The organism is Streptomyces sp. NPDC020490 (assembly GCF_044335305.1).
Taxonomy (GTDB): Bacteria; Actinomycetota; Actinomycetes; order Streptomycetales; family Streptomycetaceae; genus Streptomyces.
The window spans coordinates 1-17,082 of sequence record NZ_JBIRUY010000031.1 but is presented as its reverse complement, the minus strand read 5'-3'; the positions used below and the strand labels follow the sequence as shown (position 1 = coordinate 17,082).

15 protein-coding genes are annotated in these 17,082 nt (G+C 71.2%); 7 read left to right on the top strand and 8 right to left on the bottom strand.

Annotation, left to right across the window (positions count from 1 at the left end; genetic code table 11):
* Window positions 1-231: 231 nt before the first annotated feature.
* Window positions 232-1,650 carry an NAD(P)-binding domain-containing protein gene (locus ACH4ZX_RS28320; protein ID WP_398278531.1) on the bottom strand — a complete coding sequence of 473 codons (1,419 nt, stop codon included), beginning with the start codon at window positions 1,648-1,650 and terminating at the stop codon, window positions 232-234.
* 299 nt (window positions 1,651-1,949) lie between these two features.
* On the opposite strand from ACH4ZX_RS28320, the gene ACH4ZX_RS28315 reads away from it, so the two are divergent.
* Window positions 1,950-2,570 (top strand): dihydrofolate reductase family protein, encoded by a 621-nt coding sequence (locus tag ACH4ZX_RS28315; RefSeq protein ID WP_398278528.1) that lies wholly within the window; start codon window positions 1,950-1,952, stop codon window positions 2,568-2,570.
* A 150-nt stretch (window positions 2,571-2,720) separates the two neighbouring features.
* Window positions 2,721-3,089 (top strand): ArsR/SmtB family transcription factor, encoded by a 369-nt coding sequence (locus tag ACH4ZX_RS28310; protein WP_398278525.1) that lies wholly within the window; start codon window positions 2,721-2,723, stop codon window positions 3,087-3,089.
* A 6-nt stretch (window positions 3,090-3,095) separates the two neighbouring features.
* Here ACH4ZX_RS28310 and arsB read toward each other — a convergent pair whose 3' ends face one another.
* Window positions 3,096-4,238, bottom strand: coding sequence for an ACR3 family arsenite efflux transporter (gene arsB / locus ACH4ZX_RS28305; RefSeq protein WP_398278522.1), 1,143 nt, complete (start codon window positions 4,236-4,238; stop codon window positions 3,096-3,098).
* The gene (locus ACH4ZX_RS28300; protein ID WP_398278519.1) at window positions 4,235-4,543 is read right to left on the bottom strand and encodes an ArsR/SmtB family transcription factor; all 309 of its coding nucleotides are present in this window, start codon (window positions 4,541-4,543) and stop codon (window positions 4,235-4,237) included. The genes arsB and ACH4ZX_RS28300 overlap by 4 nt, the downstream gene beginning before the upstream one ends.
* Before the next feature lie 95 nt (window positions 4,544-4,638).
* On the opposite strand from ACH4ZX_RS28300, the gene ACH4ZX_RS28295 reads away from it, so the two are divergent.
* Window positions 4,639-5,058, top strand: a complete 420-nt coding sequence (locus ACH4ZX_RS28295; protein WP_398278516.1) for an arsenate reductase ArsC — start codon at window positions 4,639-4,641, stop codon at window positions 5,056-5,058.
* Between the two features lie 52 nt (window positions 5,059-5,110).
* On the opposite strand, the gene ACH4ZX_RS28290 is transcribed toward ACH4ZX_RS28295, so the two are convergent.
* Together ACH4ZX_RS28290 and aspS are read right to left on the bottom strand one after the other, a co-directional pair.
* On the bottom strand, window positions 5,111-6,046 hold the full coding sequence (locus ACH4ZX_RS28290; protein WP_398278513.1) for an intradiol ring-cleavage dioxygenase: 936 nt from the start codon (window positions 6,044-6,046) through the stop codon (window positions 5,111-5,113).
* Between the two features lie 217 nt (window positions 6,047-6,263).
* Window positions 6,264-8,027 (bottom strand): aspartate--tRNA ligase, encoded by a 1,764-nt coding sequence (aspS, locus tag ACH4ZX_RS28285; RefSeq protein ID WP_398278510.1) that lies wholly within the window; start codon window positions 8,025-8,027, stop codon window positions 6,264-6,266.
* A 147-nt stretch (window positions 8,028-8,174) separates the two neighbouring features.
* Between aspS and ACH4ZX_RS28280 the strand changes: the two genes are divergently transcribed.
* Window positions 8,175-10,322 carry a SpoIIE family protein phosphatase gene (locus tag ACH4ZX_RS28280; RefSeq protein ID WP_398278508.1) on the top strand — a complete coding sequence of 716 codons (2,148 nt, stop codon included), beginning with the start codon at window positions 8,175-8,177 and terminating at the stop codon, window positions 10,320-10,322.
* Here ACH4ZX_RS28280 and ACH4ZX_RS28275 read toward each other — a convergent pair.
* The 3 genes from ACH4ZX_RS28275 to ACH4ZX_RS28265 all read right to left on the bottom strand — a co-directional run bounded on the left by ACH4ZX_RS28275 (window position 10,283) and on the right by ACH4ZX_RS28265 (window position 13,106).
* On the bottom strand, window positions 10,283-11,338 hold the full coding sequence (locus ACH4ZX_RS28275; RefSeq protein WP_398278505.1) for an AI-2E family transporter: 1,056 nt from the start codon (window positions 11,336-11,338) through the stop codon (window positions 10,283-10,285). The genes ACH4ZX_RS28280 and ACH4ZX_RS28275 overlap by 40 nt on opposite strands.
* Before the next feature lie 193 nt (window positions 11,339-11,531).
* Window positions 11,532-12,503: a pirin family protein gene (locus tag ACH4ZX_RS28270; RefSeq protein ID WP_398278502.1), complete on the bottom strand. Its 972-nt coding sequence runs from the start codon at window positions 12,501-12,503 to the stop codon at window positions 11,532-11,534.
* A 138-nt stretch (window positions 12,504-12,641) separates the two neighbouring features.
* The gene (locus ACH4ZX_RS28265; RefSeq protein ID WP_398278499.1) at window positions 12,642-13,106 is read right to left on the bottom strand and encodes an SseB family protein; all 465 of its coding nucleotides are present in this window, start codon (window positions 13,104-13,106) and stop codon (window positions 12,642-12,644) included.
* A gap of 142 nt (window positions 13,107-13,248) precedes the next feature.
* On the opposite strand from ACH4ZX_RS28265, the gene ACH4ZX_RS28260 reads away from it, so the two are divergent.
* The 3 genes from ACH4ZX_RS28260 to ACH4ZX_RS28250 all read left to right on the top strand — a co-directional run bounded on the left by ACH4ZX_RS28260 (window position 13,249) and on the right by ACH4ZX_RS28250 (window position 16,884).
* Window positions 13,249-15,075, top strand: coding sequence for an acyl-CoA dehydrogenase (locus tag ACH4ZX_RS28260; protein ID WP_398278496.1), 1,827 nt, complete (start codon window positions 13,249-13,251; stop codon window positions 15,073-15,075).
* Between the two features lie 141 nt (window positions 15,076-15,216).
* Window positions 15,217-16,515, top strand: coding sequence for a M18 family aminopeptidase (locus ACH4ZX_RS28255; RefSeq protein ID WP_398278493.1), 1,299 nt, complete (start codon window positions 15,217-15,219; stop codon window positions 16,513-16,515).
* Window positions 16,516-16,644: 129 nt separating this feature from the next.
* Window positions 16,645-16,884 carry a DUF6458 family protein gene (locus tag ACH4ZX_RS28250; RefSeq protein ID WP_398278490.1) on the top strand — a complete coding sequence of 80 codons (240 nt, stop codon included), beginning with the start codon at window positions 16,645-16,647 and terminating at the stop codon, window positions 16,882-16,884.
* The last annotated feature ends 198 nt before the right edge of the window (window positions 16,885-17,082 follow it).

Genomic DNA, 17,082 nt, shown 5'->3' with positions numbered 1-17,082 from the left:
GGTCGTATGCGCCCCCTGGCCTGCTGAACGGGCGGCACCGTGCGGCGACGACGAGGCCCGCCGCCCCGACGACCAGCAGCGCCGAGAGCGCGATCGCGTACCCCATGGTGTCCTCCTCGCCTGCGATGTCACTCCCCCATGACACGCCGGGCCGCTGTGCGACGGCCTCGCGCTTGCTGTGCGAACGCGGTGAGGCGGGCAGGCAACGGCCGGGCAGGCGGGCAGGCGGTTTCAGCAGCCGCCGGAGGCGGTGCCGGAAGGCGTGCCCGGGGCGCCGGTGCCGATCTGGAGGGTGGCGGGGGCGGCGCAGCAGCCGCCGCCGGACTGACCGGCGCTGTCCGGCTCGTCGAACAGACCGGCGCCGCCGCACACCCCCGTCTCCGGGAGGACCAGTTCGACGCGCTCGGCGGCCTCCCGGTCCCCGGCGATCGCGGCGGCGACGGAGCGGACCTGCTCGTAGCCGGTGAGGGCGAGGAACGTCGGGGCACGGCCGTAGGACTTCATGCCGACCAGGTAGACGTCGTGTTCGGGGTGGGAGAGCTCGTTCACGCCGTGCGGGTAGACCGTGCCGCAGGAGTGCACGTTCGGGTCGATGAGCGGGGCCAGCGCGGCCGGGGCCTGGAGCCGCTCGTCGAGGTGCAGGCGGATCTCGCTCAGGAAGGACAGGTCCGGGCGGAAGCCGGTCAGGACGATCACCTCGTCGACGGGGTCGAGGCGGCGGCCGTCCTCGGACACCAGGACCAGGCCGCCGCCGTCGGCGCGCTCGACGGCCGCGGTGCGGAAGCCGGTGACCGCGCTCGCGTGCCCGCTGTCGACGGCGGCCTTGGCCCGCAGGCCCAGCGCGCCGCGCGCGGGGAGCTGGTCGGCCTCGCCGCCGCCGTAGGTGTTCGTGCCGATGCCCCGGCGCAGGATCCACACCGCGTGCGTGCCCTCCGTCTGCTCGGCCAGGTCGGCGAGCTGGGCCAGGGCGGTGAAGGCGGAGGCGCCCGAGCCGACGACGGCGGTGCGGCGGCCCGCGTACCGGGCGCGGACGGCCGGGTCGGCGAGGTCGGGGATGCGGTGGGAGATCCGGTCGGCGGCCGCCGCCTCGCCGAGCGCGGGCAGGCCGTCGCCGCCCAGCGGGCCGGGCGTGGACCAGGTGCCGGAGGCGTCGACGACGGCGCGGGCGGTGATCCGCTCCTCGCCGCCGTCCGCGGTGCGGACGTGCACGGTGAACGGCTGCTCGTCGCGGCCGGAGTCGACGACGCGGTCCCGGCCGGCGCGGGCGACGCCGGTGACCGTGGCGCCGTAGCGGACCCGGTCGCCCAGGACGTCGGCGAGCGGCTGCAGGTACTGCCGCACCCAGTCGCCGCCGGTCGGGTACACGGCGCCGTCGGGGCGGATCCAGCCGGTGGGGGCGAGGAGCTTCTCGGCCGCGGGGTCGATCACCTCGGCCCAGGGGGAGAACAGCCGTACGTGCGCCCAGTCGCGTACGGCGGTGGCGGCGGACGGGCCGGCTTCCAGGACCAGCGGCTCGATGCCGCGCTCGAGGAGACGGGCGGCGGCGGCCAGTCCGACCGGGCCGGCTCCGACGACCACGACGGGCAGCCGGTCGGTACCGGAGACGCTGTTGATGGGCACGACCACGAGATTTCCCCTTTGCTTCGACATGCGTCGATGGCTTGCGCGGCCAGCATGACACCTGATTCGACAAGCGTCAACATAGACATTTATCGAATCAAGGAAGGGGACCGACCCGCGAGCCGCAGGAAACCGAGCGGGAACGCATACGAGGACAATAAGGACGCACGGGACGAAACCCGCCGTCGGGCAGGCGCCTGCCGCCCGCCCGAGGCCCTCGCCGGCACCGTGGCCGACCGCGGCAGACGGGCCGCATGGCGCAGGGCGATGAGTTCGGCGCGGTACGCCGGTCTACCTGCTGACACCACTGCAAGCGAAGGAGTCGTCAAATGGCGAGGGTCATCTCCAGCCTGTTCATCTCGGCCGACGGCGTGGCCGAGATCGACCCGGACTGGCACTTCCCGTACTTCGACGAGAACATGGGCCGCGCCGTCACCGAGGACTACGAAACCTCCGACGTGCTGCTCATCGGCCGCGAGACCTACGACAGCTTCGCCGGCGCCTGGCCCGGCCGCGAGGCCGCGGGCGGGGAGGACGCGCCGTTCGCGAAGCAGCTCGGGGACATGCGCAAGGTGGTCGTCTCGCGCCGGCCGCAGGAGTTCACCTGGCGCAACTCCGAGCTGATCAAGGGCGACCTCGTCGACGCCGTCGCCGCGCTCAGGACCGACACCGGCGTCCGGGGCATCCTCATCCCCGGGTCGCTCTCGGTCGTGCAGCAGCTCCTCGCCGCAGGGCTGATCGACGAACTGCGCCTGTTGGTGCACCCGGTGGCGGCACGCAGGGGCCGCAAGCTGTTCGACGAGGGCGACGCGCCGTACCACCTGCGCGTGACGGCGACCGAGACGTTCCCGACCGGCGTGATCCGCGTGATCTACGCACCGGCCGAGGCGCCCGCCAAGGCCGGTTACGACGAGACCAAGGGGAAGGTCGGCGGTGACGAATCCCTGTGATGCCGGACGCGGTGCCGGACGTGACGCCGGACGCGATGCCGGACGTGACGCCGGACGCGTGATGCGGCGGCCTCCAGCCGGGCCGTAGCCACCTGAGCCAGGACATCAGGGCCTTTCCCCCGCTGGTTCGACGTGTGTCAACATAGACGCATGTCGAACACCGAGGTGCCGCCGCTGCTGGAACCCGCCCCCGCCGAGGCCGCGGAACCCTGTTGCCCGCCGCTCACCGAGCGCCCGTTCACCGCGGAGGAGGCGGAGACGGCCGCCCGGATGTTCAAGGCGCTCGGCGACCCGGTGCGGCTGCGGCTGTTCTCCGCGGTGGCCTCGCACGACGGCGGCGAGGCGTGCGTGTGCGACATCTCCGACGTCGGCGTCTCCCAGCCGACGGTGTCCCACCACCTGAAGAAGCTGAAGGAGGCCGGACTGCTCACCTCGCAGCGGCGCGGCACCTGGGTGTACTACCGCGTCGAGCCGTCCGTGCTGGCCACCATGGGCAGGCTGCTGACCGGCGTCAGCTGACCGGCGTCAGCTCTCCCGCGACGCGGACGCGGACGCCGACGTCGGCCCCGGCCCCGGCTCCTGCCCCGACCGCCGGTCCGTGCTGAACCTACGCCGCCAGGCCAGGGAGACGTACACCAGCGCCACCAGCACCGGGACCTCGATCAGCGGCCCGACCACACCGGACAGGGCCTGCCCCGAGGTGACGCCGAAGGTGGCGATCGCGACCGCGATGGCCAGCTCGAAGTTGTTGCCGGCGGCGGTGAAGGCGAGGGTGGCGGTGCGGTCGTAGGGGAGGCCGAGGGCCTTGCCCAGGGCGAAGGTGCCGAACCACATGATCGCGAAGTAGGCCAGCAGCGGCAGCGCGATGCGGGCCACGTCCAGGGGCTGGGAGGTGATCGTCTTCCCCTGGAGGGCGAAGAGGATCACGATCGTGAACAGCAGCCCGTACAGCGCCCACGGGCCGATCTTCGGCAGAAACCTGCTCTCGTACGCCTCGCGGCCCAGCCTGCGCTCGCCGAGGCGGCGGGTGAGGAAGCCTGCCACCAGGGGGATGCCGAGGAAGATGACGACGTTCAGCGCGATCTTCCCCATGGATATGTCCAGGCGCTCGCCGCCGCCCAGGCCCAGCCAGCCGGGCAGCAGGTCGAGGTAGAACCAGCCGAGCAGCCCGAAGGCGAGGACCTGGAAGACGGAGTTGAGGGCGACGAGGACGGCGGCGGCCTCGCGGTCCCCGCACGCGAGGTCGTTCCAGATGATGACCATGGCGATGCAGCGGGCGAGCCCGACGATGATCAGGCCGGTGCGGTACTCGGGCAGATCGGACAGGAAGATCCACGCCAGCGCGAACATGACCGCCGGGCCGACGAGCCAGTTGACGACCAACGACGGCACCATGAGCCGGCGGTCGCCGGTGACCGCGTCGAGCTTGTCGTAGCGGACCTTGGCCAGGACCGGGTACATCATGACCAGCAGGCCGAGGGCGATCGGCAGGGAGATCCCGCCGATCTCGACCTTGGCGAGGGCGTCGTTCAGACCGGGGATCGCCCGCCCCAGCCCGAGACCGGCGGCCATGGCGGCCAGGATCCACACGGCGAGGAAGCGGTCGAGCGTCGACAGCTTCGCGACGACCGAGGACTCCCCGGGTGGCGTGGTTCCGGTGCTGTTCACGGGCAGGCCCTCTTGATCTCGGCGGCGTTGCGGGCGGACGCGGCCAGGCCGGCGAACTGCCCGGCCAGCCGGTCGATGACGTCCGGGCACAGCCGGTAGTACGTGTACCGGCCGCACGGCTCCGTCTCCACGACACCCGCCTCGCGCAGCACCTTCAGATGGTTGGAGAGGTTGGTCTGCCGTGCACCGGTCTCCTCCACCAGGTGGGTGGTGCACAGCGTCTCGCGGGCCAGCAGGGTCACGATCCGCAGCCTGAGCGGGTCGGCCAGAACCCGGATCAGATCAGCGTCGGCTGACGTCATCATGTACTGATACTGTCACATCACTTCAGACTGATACCAGTCAGGGCTGATCCATGAGGATCCGCGACCGCCCGCCCCACCGACGAAGGAAAGAGCCGATGTCCTTCAGCCCGCTCGCCTCCGTGCTGTTCGTCTGCGTCCACAACGCCGGGCGCTCCCAGATGGCCGCCGGATTCCTCCACCACCTCGCGGGCGACCGGATCGAGGTGCGGTCCGCCGGTTCAGTCCCCGGCGACCAGGTCAACCCGGCCGCGGTGGAGGCCATGAAGGAGGCCGGCGTCGACATCTCCGCGGCCAGGCCGAAGATCCTGACCACCGAGGCCGTCCAGGCGTCCGACTACGTCATCACCATGGGCTGCGGCGACGCCTGCCCCGTCTTCCCCGGCAAGAAGTACCTCGACTGGGCGCTGGAGGACCCGGCGGGCAAGGGCGTCGAGGCCGTCCGCCCCATCCGCGACCAGATCAGGGCCCGCGTCGAGGCCCTCATCGCCGAGATCGACGCCAAGCGGGAGGGCTGAGCCGGAGCGGGATCCGGCCGCAGAGCCCGAGGGGGCGGACGGCCGGCGTGCGCTACGAGGCGGAGGCGGAGGTGGAAGCGGAGGCGGTCGGCTGCGGCGGGCTGTCCTGGCCGTCGTGCGTCGCGTCCGGTTCGACGCCCAGCGTCAGGCGCGCGTGCACGCCCCGGGCGATGTGCCGGCGGTCGTACCTGAGGTACAGCAGGCCGCCCTCGTGGCCGTTGCCCGGGTAGATGGTGTCCTCGTCGAGGGTGGTGCGGGCGGCGGCGTTGGTGGAGTACGGCTCCTCCTCCGCCGTCAGCAGCACCGACGCCTCGTCGAAGAACAGCTGGCCCGTGTGGCAGGTGTGGCCGCCCTCGTAACCGGCGTCCGTCCACTCGCCGTCCACGTGCACCTTGACGTGGATGTGCACGCAACGGCCCTGGTACCAGCCGGGGAAGACGGTCCGGAAGGTGACGCGGCCGTGCCGGTCGGTGCGCCAGGTGCCGCGCAGGTAGCGCTCGTCGTCGGTCGGCTCCTGGTGGCCGCCCACGCCGCCGGGCGGGCCGGAGGGCGGCTCGCCGGTCGGGGTGCCGGTCGGGGTGCCGGAGGGCGCGTCCGTCGGAGCGGGGCCGCCGCCCCCGCCGCCGCTGCCGTTCGACTCGTACCCGGAGTAGACCCCCAGCGCGTTGCAGTGCCAGATGTCCACGGCCGCGTCCCGCAGCGGGCGGCAGGTCTCCGCGTCGATCACCGTCAGCGCGAGGGTGAGCGGGATGCCCTCCTGGTCCTCGGTGACGTCCTGCCGGATCTTGTCGGCGTCGATGTAGTACGGGCCCTCGACCAGCTCCGAGGTGAGCGTGTAGCAGGCGTTCGCCGCGGTCTCCTCCTGCGCGGAGGCGCCCGCGGCGAACGCGCCGCCCACACCCACCGCGGTCACGGCCGCTCCGCCGGCCGCCAGGACCGTACGGCGCTTCAACTGCCCTCTGTCTTCGGGTATTCGCGTGTCCGTCATGACCAGCGACCGTAGGGGCGGCCCACCGGCGAGAACATCGGAGGAAGCTGTGAATCGGGGGCGCACGCGAAAGGGCTCGAAACCGACGCCGGTTCCGAGCCCTTCCTGCCCGCCTGTGCCCGCTTCGGCGGCTCCGCCTGCTTCGGCGGCCTCGGCCACTCCGCCCGCTCGGCGGCTTCGACCGCTTCAGCCACTCCGCCCGCTTCGGCGGCTTCGCCTACTTCGGCTGCGGCTTGCGCACCTGGAGGTGCAGCTCCCGCAGCCGCGCCTCCTCCAGCTCCGTCGGCGCGCCCATCATCAGGTCCTGGGCGTTGCCGTTCAGCGGGAAGGCGATGGTCTCGCGGATGTTCGGCTCGTCGGCCAGCAGCATGACGATGCGGTCGACGCCGGGCGCGATGCCACCGTGCGGCGGGGCGCCGAAGCGGAAGGCGCGCAGCATGCCGGCGAACTTCTCCTCGACCGTCTCCCGGTCGTAACCGGCGATCTCGAACGCCTTCAGCATGATCTCCGGCTCGTGGTTCCGGATCGCGCCGGAGGACAGCTCGACGCCGTTGCAGACGATGTCGTACTGCCAGCCCAGGATGTCCAGCGGGTCCTGGGTCTCCAGCGCCTCCAGGCCGCCCTGCGGCATCGAGAAGGGGTTGTGCGAGAAGTCGATCTTCCCGGTGTCCTCGTCCTTCTCGTACATCGGGAAGTCGACGATCCAGCAGAACCGGAAGACGCCCTCCTCGAAGTGCCCGGCGCGCCGCGCGGCCTCGACCCGCACCGCGCCCATGACCTTGGAGACCTCGTCGAACTCGCCCGCGCCGAAGAACACCGCGTGCCCGGCCGCCAGCGACAGGCGCTTGGTCAGCTCGGCGACGTTCTCCTCGGTGAGGAACTTCGCGATCGGGCCGGTCAGCGAGCCGTCCTCGGCCACCCGCACCCAGGCCAGGCCCTTGGCGCCCAGCGAGACGGCGAACTCGCCGAGCTGGTCGAAGAACTTGCGGGGCTGCGCCGACACGTCCGGCACCGGCAGCGCGCGCACGTGCTTGCCGGCGAACGCCTTGAACTCCGAGCCCTCGAAGACGTCGGTGATGTCGACGAGCTCCAGCTTGGCGCGCAGGTCCGGCTTGTCGGAGCCGTACTTCAGCATCGCCTCGCGGAACGGGATCCGCGGGAACGGGGAGGTCACGTGCCGGCCGTCGCCGAACTCCTCGAACAGCTCGGTCATCAGCTTCTCGACCGGCTGGAAGATGTCCTCCTGCTCGACGAAGGACATCTCGATGTCGAGCTGGTAGAACTCGCCCGGCGAGCGGTCGGCGCGGGCGTCCTCGTCGCGGAAGCAGGGCGCGATCTGGAAGTAGCGGTCGAAGCCGGAGATCATCAGCAGCTGCTTGAACTGCTGCGGGGCCTGCGGGAGGGCGTAGAACTTGCCCGGGTTGAGGCGGGAGGGGACGACGAAGTCGCGGGCGCCCTCGGGGGAGGTGGCGGACAGGATCGGCGTGGCCATCTCGTTGAAGCCCATCGCCGTCATCTTGTGCCGCATGGCCGAGATGACCGCCGTGCGCAGCATGATGTTGCGGTGCATGCGCTCGCGGCGCAGGTCCAGGAAGCGGTACTCCAGGCGCCGCTCCTCGTTGACGCCGTCCTCGGTGTTGATCGTGAAGGGGAGCGGGGCGGCCGCGCCCAGCACCTCCACCTCGCCGACCTCGACCTCGACCTCACCGGTCGGCAGGTCGGAGTTGATGTTCTCGGCGCCGCGGGAGACGACCTTGCCGTCGACGCGGACGACGGTCTCCTTGGAGAGCTTGTCGAGCGCCTCGTACGCGGCCGTCCCGGGGCGCGCCACGAGCTGCGTGATGCCGTAGTGATCCCGCAGATCGATGAAGAGGATGCCGCCCAGGTCGCGCCGATTGTGCAGCCAGCCACTCAGCCGGACGTCGGTGCCGACGTCAGAGGCGCGGAGCTCGCCGCAGGTGTGGGACCTGTACCGATGCATCGTCGTTCATCCAGCCTTCGCGGATCGGGGGCAATGTTTCACGTGAAACTCCGTCCAAGCCTACCGGGGACCCCGAGACCGCCTTCCCACGACCGAAAACAAGACGATCGGTGGCACTTTCCGATCGCTTCTCCATAAAGTGGGTCAATGCGTACTGGCGAGCCCCTGCCCGCCGTGGGGGAGGTCCTCACCGCCCTCGCGACCGGCCTGTGGCACTGGGACACCGCCACCGAGCTGGTCACCGTCGACGCCGAGGCCGCTCGGCTGCTCGGCCTGCCCGCCGAGGCGACCACGCTCACCCAGGCCCAGGCCCGAGCCCGGCTGCACCCCGTCGACTGGAACGAGATCACCGGCGTGGTCACCCTCGCCGTCTCCGAGCAGACCCTCGCCGAGGTGCGCATCCGGATCATGGACGAGCACGGCCGGATCATCCGCGTCGTCCGCTCCCGCTCCAAGCCGACCTACGACCGGCGGACGCGCTCCTTCCAGCTGATCGGCACCCTGCAGGAGGTCACCGAGCCCACCCCGGGCACGCCCGCCGGGCGCAGCGCCGTCACCGGCGACTGGCGGCGCTCCCGCGAGGCCTTCCTGCTGGACGCGGGCCGGGCGCTGGCCGAGGCACGGTCGACCGAGGAGGTGCTGCGGGTCGCCGCGGGCCTGTCGATGCCGGGTTTCTCACCGGCCGAGCTCGTGGTGTTCAGCGTGCAGGGCGACCAGCTCACGGTCATCGGCCACCATGGTCCGGAACTCAGCGAGGAACCCCCCTTCACGCAGATGCCGCTGGACACCGACTACCCGGCCGCCGAGGTGGTCCGCACCGGCCGTGCCGTCTACCTCTCCACGCCCGAGCAGTACAAGTCCCGCTACCCGGTCACCTGGCCGCTCGCCGCGCGCTACCACCGCCGCTCCTGGGCCTACCTGCCGCTGACCGCGGGCGGCCGCACCATGGGCACCTGGCTGGCGGTCTTCTCCTACCCGGTCGCCTTCACGCCCGACGAACGGGCCGTGCTGGCGACGGTGGCCCGCATGCTCGCCCAGGCGCTCAGCCGCGCCGGGGCCGCCGAGACCGAGCGGGCCCTGACCGACGACCTGCAGCGCTCCATGCTGCCGACCCTCGGCCCGCAGATACCCGGCATGCGCGTCGCCGCCCGCTACGTCCCCACCGGCGGCGGCCTCCAGGTCGGCGGCGACTGGTACGACATGATCCCGCTGCCCGGCGGGACCTCCCGGACCAGGGACGGCAAAGGCCGCTTCGCCCTCGTCATCGGCGACGTGCAGGGCCACGACGTACGGGCGGCCGGGCTGATGGCACAGCTGCGCATAGCGCTGCGCGCCTACGCCAGCGAGGGCCACCGCCCCGACGCGGTGCTCTCACGCGCGTCGCGTTTCCTGCACGGCATGGGCGGCGAGGTCGCCGACCTGCGCTTCGCGACCTGCCTGTACGTCGAGGTCGACCCCGCCACCGGCGTCCTCGAGATCGCCCGCGCCGGCCACCCCGATCCGGCGATCCGGATGGCGGACGGCACGGTGCTGACCCGGCCGACGGAGGGCGGCCTGCCGCTGGGCATCGACCCGGACGCCGACTACCCCACCACCCGCATCCTCCTCGAACCCGACGAGACCATGATGCTCTGCACCGACGGCCTGATCGAGACCGGCGGGCACGACCTGGAGACCGGCTGGCAGCGCATCCGCACCATCCTCGAGGAGCACAAGGGCGACCTCGAGGAACTCGCCGACTCGCTGGTGCAAGGGGTGCACGGGCCCTCCTCCCACCACACCACCGGCCCGCTCGCCGACCGGCGCGAGGACGACATAGCGGTCCTGCTGCTGTGCCGGCCGTCGGAGGGCAGCCCCGACGCGGTCACCGTCCAGCCCTCCGTCCGCCGCACCGTGCTGTCGGTGGCGCAGACCGCGCCGGAGCGGGTGGCCGCGGCCCGCCAGCAACTGCGCGAACTGCTGCACGACTGGGACTCCCCGGACCAGATCGACTCGGCGGTCCTGCTGCTGTCGGAGATGCTCACCAACGTGCTCGTGCACACCGACTCCGACGCGCTGCTGCGCGCCGAGGTGCGGGGCGAGAAGGGCGACCGGCGGATGCGGGTGGAGGTCACCGACCCCAGCGACGACCTGCCGCACCGGCGCCGCCCGGGCGAACTGGCCTCCTCCGGCCGCGGGCTGCTCCTGATCGAACTGCTGGCGCACGCCTGGGGCGTCGATCCGCAGGGCGAGGGCAAGACCATCTGGTTCGAGCTCTACGAGTCCGACGACTCCGACATCCCCGTGGCCCCGTAGAGGTCCCGCAGCTCGTGCAGGACCCCGAAGGCGGCCGCGGTCAGCGGCACGGCGAGCAGCATGCCGAGGATCCCGGCCACCGACGCGCCCGCCGTGATCGCGAGCAGCACCGCCGCCGGATGCATCTGCACGGTCCTGCTCTGGATCATCGGCTGCAGCACGTGTCCCTCCAGCACCTGCACGGCGAGCACGACGCCGAGCGCCCACAGCGCGATGACGAACCCGCGGTCGGCGAGCGCGACCAGCACGGCCACGGCACCCGAGATGAACGCGCCGAGGTAGGGGATGTACGCCCCGACGAAGACCAGCGCGCCGAGGCCGACGGCGCCGGGCACGCCGAGGATGAGCAGGCCGACCGTGATGCACAGGGCGTCGATGAGCGCGATGAACGTGGTCCCGCGCATGAACCCCTCGACGGCGCCGTAGGCCCGCCGTGCCATGGCCTCGACGGTGTCGCCGGAATCGCTTGGGACGAGCGCCCGCAGGGTGCCGACGGCCCGGTGCGCGTCGCGCAGGAAGAAGAAGACGAGCAGCAGGGCGAGCACGGCCATGGCGATGCTCTCGCCCACGACGCTCACCCCGCTGATGACGCCCGAGGCCGCCGTCCCCCCGAACTTCGCCAGCAGCTGCCGCGAATTGGAGGCGAGGTCGTCCAGCGACGTGCCGGCGGCGCCGAAGTGGGCGGCGACCCCCCGGGCCGCCTCCTTCAGCGAGGCGACGATCTGGTCCCCGGTGTCGAGGAGCGCGGCGACGACGATGTACACCGCCCCGCCGACCACGGCGACGACGGCGACGCAGGTGAGCCCGGCGGCGGCGGACCGGTGGACCCCTGCCTTGACGAGCCGCCGGTGCAGGGGCCCGAGCAGCGCGGTCCCCAGCAGCGCCAGCAGCACGGGCACGACGGCGGTCCGCAGCTCCACGCACAGCCGGATCCCGACGAACACGACCCCGGACACGAGCAGCGCGACGACGCACCAGGCGGCGAGCCGGCGCACGGGTTCGGGAAGCAACGACACGCCCCCAGGCCACCACAGGCCGCCCCCACCGCCCGCCCGACATCGACGGAACCGCCACTTCTGCCCACCAACGGGGGAACGGTCCCCGAGGGCACCCCGGGACGGTGGCATCCGGAGCGACGGGGCCGGACCTGCGGGTGGGCCCCGTCCCATCGGGGACGGGGCCCACCCGCAGAGGTCGGCCGGGTACGTCCTACAGGCCGCCCTCGGTCATCCCGTGCACCGCCGGGATCGTGCCCAGGCGGCCCTTCTGGAAGTCCTCGAACGCCTGCTGGAGCTCCTCGCGGGTGTTCATGACGAACGGGCCGTAGTGAGCCATGGGCTCACGGATGGGCTGTCCGCCGAGGAGGACGACCTCCAGGTCCGGGGTGTGGGAGTCCTGCTTCTCGTCGGCGCGGACGGTCAGCGAGCCGCCGGAGCCGAAGACCGCCGTCTGGCCGAGGTGGACCGGACGGCGCTCGGCGCCGACCGAGCCCTTGCCCGCCATCACGTACGCGAGGCCGTTGAAGTCCTCACGCCACGGCAGCGTGATCTCCGCGCCCGGCGCCAGCGTCGCGTGGATCATCGTGATCGGCGTGTGCGTGATGCCGGGACCGGCGTGGCCGTCCAGCTCACCGGCGATGACGCGGAGCAGCGCGCCGCCGTCGGGGGAGGTGAGCAGCTGGACGTTGCCGCCGCGGATGTCCTGGTAGCGCGGCGCCATCATCTTGTCCTTGGCCGGGAGGTTCACCCACAGCTGCAGGCCGTGGAAGAGGCCGCCCGAGACGACCAGGTGCTCCGGCGGGGCCTCGATGTGGAGGAGGCCCGATCCGGCCGTCATCCACTGGGTGTCGCCGTTGGTGATGGTGCCACCGCCGCCCTGGCTGTCCTGGTGGTCGAAGATCCCGTCGATGATGTAGGTGACGGTCTCGAAGCCGCGGTGCGGGTGCCAGGGGGTTCCCTTGGGCTCTCCCGGCGCGTACTCCACCTCACCCATCTGGTCCATCATGATGAACGGGTCCAGGTGGCGGTAGTTGATCCCGGCGAACGCCCGGCGCACCGGGAAGCCCTCGCCCTCGAAACCGCTCGGTGCGGTGGTCACAGCGAGCACGGGGCGTGCCACGGCGTCGGCCGGCGCGGTCACGCGCGGGAGCGTCAGCGGGTTCTCGACGGTCACTGCAGGCATGTCGGTACCTCCTTGTGCGGCTACTTTAGTTGAGCGTTGAACTTTCCGCCACCCAGAACACGGAAAGCCCGGAGGGCATTCCCTCCGGGCCGGCATGGGGCGACGGCGGCCGCTCAGCCGCCCGCGAAGCGATGACGTCTAGCCGTACATGCGCCGCATCGCGAAGTCGACCATCCGTTCGACCGCCTTCGCGTCGAACACCATCCGGTGCTCTCCCTCCATGTCCAGGACGAAGCCGTAGCCGGTGGGCAGCAGGTCGATCACCTCCGCGCCGGTGATCACGAAGTACTTGGACTCCTTGCCCGCGTACCGGCGCAGCTCCTTGAGCGAGGTGAACATCGGGATCACCGGCTGCTGGGTGTTGTGCAGCGCGAGGAAGCCCGGGTTGTCGCCGCGCGGGCAGTACACCTTGGACGTGGCGAAGACCTGCTGGAAGTCCTCCGCCGACATCTGGCCGGTGGTGAAGGCCCGCACCGCGTCCGCGAGGGACGGCGGGGACGGCTCGGGGTACAGCGGCGGCTGCTGGCCGTACCCGCCCGGCATCTGCTGCTGCGCTTGGGCGTACTGCTGCTGAGCGCCCACACCCTGGTCGTAGCCGTACATGCCCCAAAGAGTAACGAGTCACAGATGACCGAATCGGGGTTGCTTCTTATTACCGACGGGTAGCATCATCGGAGCTACTTGTTGGTACGTGAACTAGCGCGAGGATCCAGTGCCTCGCCGATCTCTCTACGGAGCCGTCGCCATGGGGCACTACAAGTCGAATCTCCGCGACATCGAGTTCAACCTCTTCGAAGTACTCGGGCGCGACAAGCTGTACGGCACCGGCCCGTTCGAGGAGATGGACACCGAGACCGCCAAGAGCGTCCTCGAGGAGCTGACCCGCCTCGCGGAGAACGAGCTGGCCGAGTCCTTCGCGGACGCCGACCGCAACCCGCCGGTCTTCGACCCGGAGACCAACACCGCGCCGGTCCCGGCATCCTTCAAGAAGAGCTACCAGGCCTTCATGGACTCCGAGTACTGGCGTCTGGGCCTGCCCGAGGGAATCGGCGGCACCACGGCTCCCCCGTCCCTGATCTGGGCGTACGCCGAGCTCATCCTCGGCGCGAACCCGGCCGTGTGGATGTACTCCTCCGGCCCGGCCTTCGCCGGGATCCTCTACGACGAGGGCAACGACGTCCAGAAGGGCATCGCGAAGATCGCCGTCGAGAAGCAGTGGGGCTCGACGATGGTGCTCACCGAGCCGGACGCCGGCTCGGACGTCGGCGCCGGCCGCACCAAGGCCGTGCAGCAGGAGGACGGCTCCTGGCACATCGAGGGCGTGAAGCGGTTCATCACCTCCGGTGAGCACGACATGGCGGAGAACATCCTCCACTACGTCCTCGCCCGTCCCGAGGGCGCCGGCCCCGGCACCAAGGGCCTGTCCCTCTTCCTCGTCCCGAAGTACCTCTTCGACTTCGAGACCGGCGAGCTGGGCGACCGCAACGGCGTCTACGCCACGAACGTCGAGCACAAGATGGGCCTGAAGGCGTCCAACACCTGCGAGATGACGTTCGGCGACCAGCACCCCGCCAAGGGCTGGCTGATCGGCGACAAGCACGACGGCATCCGCCAGATGTTCCGGATCATCGAGTTCGCCCGGATGATGGTCGGCACGAAGGCCATCTCCACCCTGTCGACCGGCTACCTCAACGCGCTGGAGTACGCCAAGGAGCGCGTCCAGGGTCCGGACCTGGCGAACTTCATGGACAAGGCCGCGCCCAAGGTCACCATCACCCACCACCCCGACGTGCGCCGCTCGCTGATGACGCAGAAGGCGTACGCCGAGGGCATGCGCGCCCTCGTCCTCTACACGGCCTCGATCCAGGACGCGATCGCCGTCAAGGAGGCGGCCGGCGAGGACGCCAAGGCCGAGCACGCGCTCAACGACCTGCTCCTGCCGATCGTCAAGGGCTACGGCTCCGAGAAGGGCTACGAGCAGCTCGCCCAGTCGCTGCAGACCTTCGGCGGCTCCGGCTTCCTGCAGGAGTACCCGATCGAGCAGTACATCCGCGACGCCAAGATCGACACCCTGTACGAGGGCACGACCGCGATCCAGGGCCAGGACTTCTTCTTCCGGAAGATCGTCCGCAACCAGGGCGCCGCGCTGAACTCCCTCGCCGAGGACATCAAGAAGTTCCTCGCCCTCGGCACCGGCGGCGAGGACCTGGCGGGCGCCCGCGAGCACCTGGCGAAGGCGGCCGTCGAGCTGGAGGCCATCGTCGGCCTGATGCTGACCGACCTCGCGGCCACCGAGCAGGACGTCAAGAACATCTACAAGGTGGGCCTGAACACCACCCGCCTGCTGCTGGCCTCCGGTGACGTCGTCGTCGGCTACCTGCTGCTCAAGGGCGCCGCGATCGCCGCCGAGAAGCTGCAGACGGCCTCCTCCAAGGACAAGGCGTTCTACACGGGCAAGATCGCGGCGGCGAAGTTCTTCGCGGCCAACGTCCTGCCCGGCGTCACCGGCGCGCGCAAGCTCGCCGAGGGCGTGGACCTGGAGCTGATGGAGCTGGACGAGGCGGCGTTCTAGCCGCCTCGCTCCCTGACGAGCAAGCCTCCGGTCCGCCCCGGCCCCTCCCTCCCCCGGGAGGGGCCCCGCGTCCCCATTTCCTTCACAAGGGGCCCGTTCCCAGCCCGGGAACGGGCTCCTTGGCGTCGTTAAGGTGAACCCATGAGCGCACCCTCCCGCTTCGACCGCGGCCACACCGACGACCTGATGTCCTTCCTGACGGCCAGCCCGTCGCCCTACCACGCGGTGGCCGCTGCCGCCGAACGGCTGGAGAAGGCCGGTTTCCGCCAGGTCGCCGAGACGGACGCCTGGGACGGGACCAGCGGCGGCCGGTACGTGCTGCGCGGCGGGGCGATCATCGCCTGGTACGTCCCCGAGGGCGCCCCCGCGCACGCCCCGTTCCGGATCATCGGCGCCCACACCGACTCCCCCAACCTGCGGGTCAAGCCGCTGCCCGACACCGGCGCGCACGGCTGGCGGCAGGTGGCCGTCGAGATCTACGGCGGGCCGCTGCTGAACTCCTGGCTCGACCGCGACCTGGGCCTGGCGGGCCGGCTGACCCTGCGGGACGGCTCGACCCGGCTGGTGAACGTCGACCGGCCGCTGCTGCGCGTCCCCCAGCTCGCCATCCACCTGGACCGCTCGGTGGCGGCGGAGGGGCTCAAGCTCGACAAGCAGCGTCACCTCCAGCCGGTGTGGGGCCTCGGCAACGACGTGCGCGACGGCGACCTGATCGCGTTCCTGGAGGAGACCGCCCGGCTCGGCGCGGGCGAGGTCACCGGCTGGGACCTGATGGTGCACTCGGTGGAACCCCCGGCCTACCTGGGCCGCGACAAGGAGCTCGTCGCCGGGCCCCGGATGGACAACCTGCTGTCCGTGCACGCCGCCACGGCCGCGCTGGCCGCCGTCGCGTCCGGCGGCTCGGACCTTCCGTACGTCCCGGTCCTGGCGGCGTTCGACCACGAGGAGAACGGCTCCCAGTCGGACACCGGCGCGGACGGGCCGCTGCTCGGCAGCGTGCTGGAACGTTCGGTCTTCGCGCGCGGAGGATCGTACGAGGACCGGGCCAGAGCCTTCGCGGGCAGCGTCTGCCTGTCCTCCGACACCGGTCACGCCGTCCACCCCAACTACGCGGAGCGGCACGACCCCACGCACCACCCGCGCGTCAACGGCGGGCCGATCCTCAAGGTCAACGTCAACAACCGCTACGCCACCGACGGTTCGGGCCGCGCGGTGTTCGCCGCCGCCTGCGAGAAGGCCGGCGTCCCCTTCCAGTCCTTCGTCTCCAACAACTCCATGCCGTGCGGCACCACGATCGGCCCGATCACCGCGGCCCGGCACGGCATCAAGACCGTCGACATCGGCGTCGCGATCCTGTCCATGCACAGCGCGCGCGAACTGTGCGGCGTCGACGACCCGCACCTGCTGGCGAACGCGCTGGTGGCGTTCCTGGAGGGGTGAGCACCGGCCCGAACTCGGGCCGGGCACGGCCGTCCTGACGAGACGTGAGCCGTCGACTCCGCATGGGTGCCGGACGCGCGGGTACACGGAGGTGACCGGAAAGTCCGGACCGGACAGGAGGCGACACTCATGGGCCTCGGCGGATGCATCATCCTCATCGCCGCGGGAGCCATCCTCACGTTTGCGACCGACTGGCACATGCAAGGGGTCAACCTCGACCTGGTCGGCATCATCCTGATGATCGTCGGGCTGATCGGTGCCAGCACCTTCAGCAGCATCGCCCGGCGCAGGCGAGTGGTGGTACCCCCCACCACGCCGGTCGTCACCGAGGAAACGCACCCCCATCGACGCGACGGCTACGGCGTCTGACGATCCTTCCCCGCCCGAGCACGAGCGAACGGCGGCCCGTCCCCTCCGCGCCGCGGTGAGCCGGCCGGGCCGCCCCGCTCCTGCGCCGGGCTCAGCCCATCGGCCTAGACGAGTAAGTCCGATCTCCGGTCAGTGGTCATAGGCGATCAGTGACCGGGTGATCGGTGCGTTGGTTGCGTTGTTGTGCCAGATCGCGGC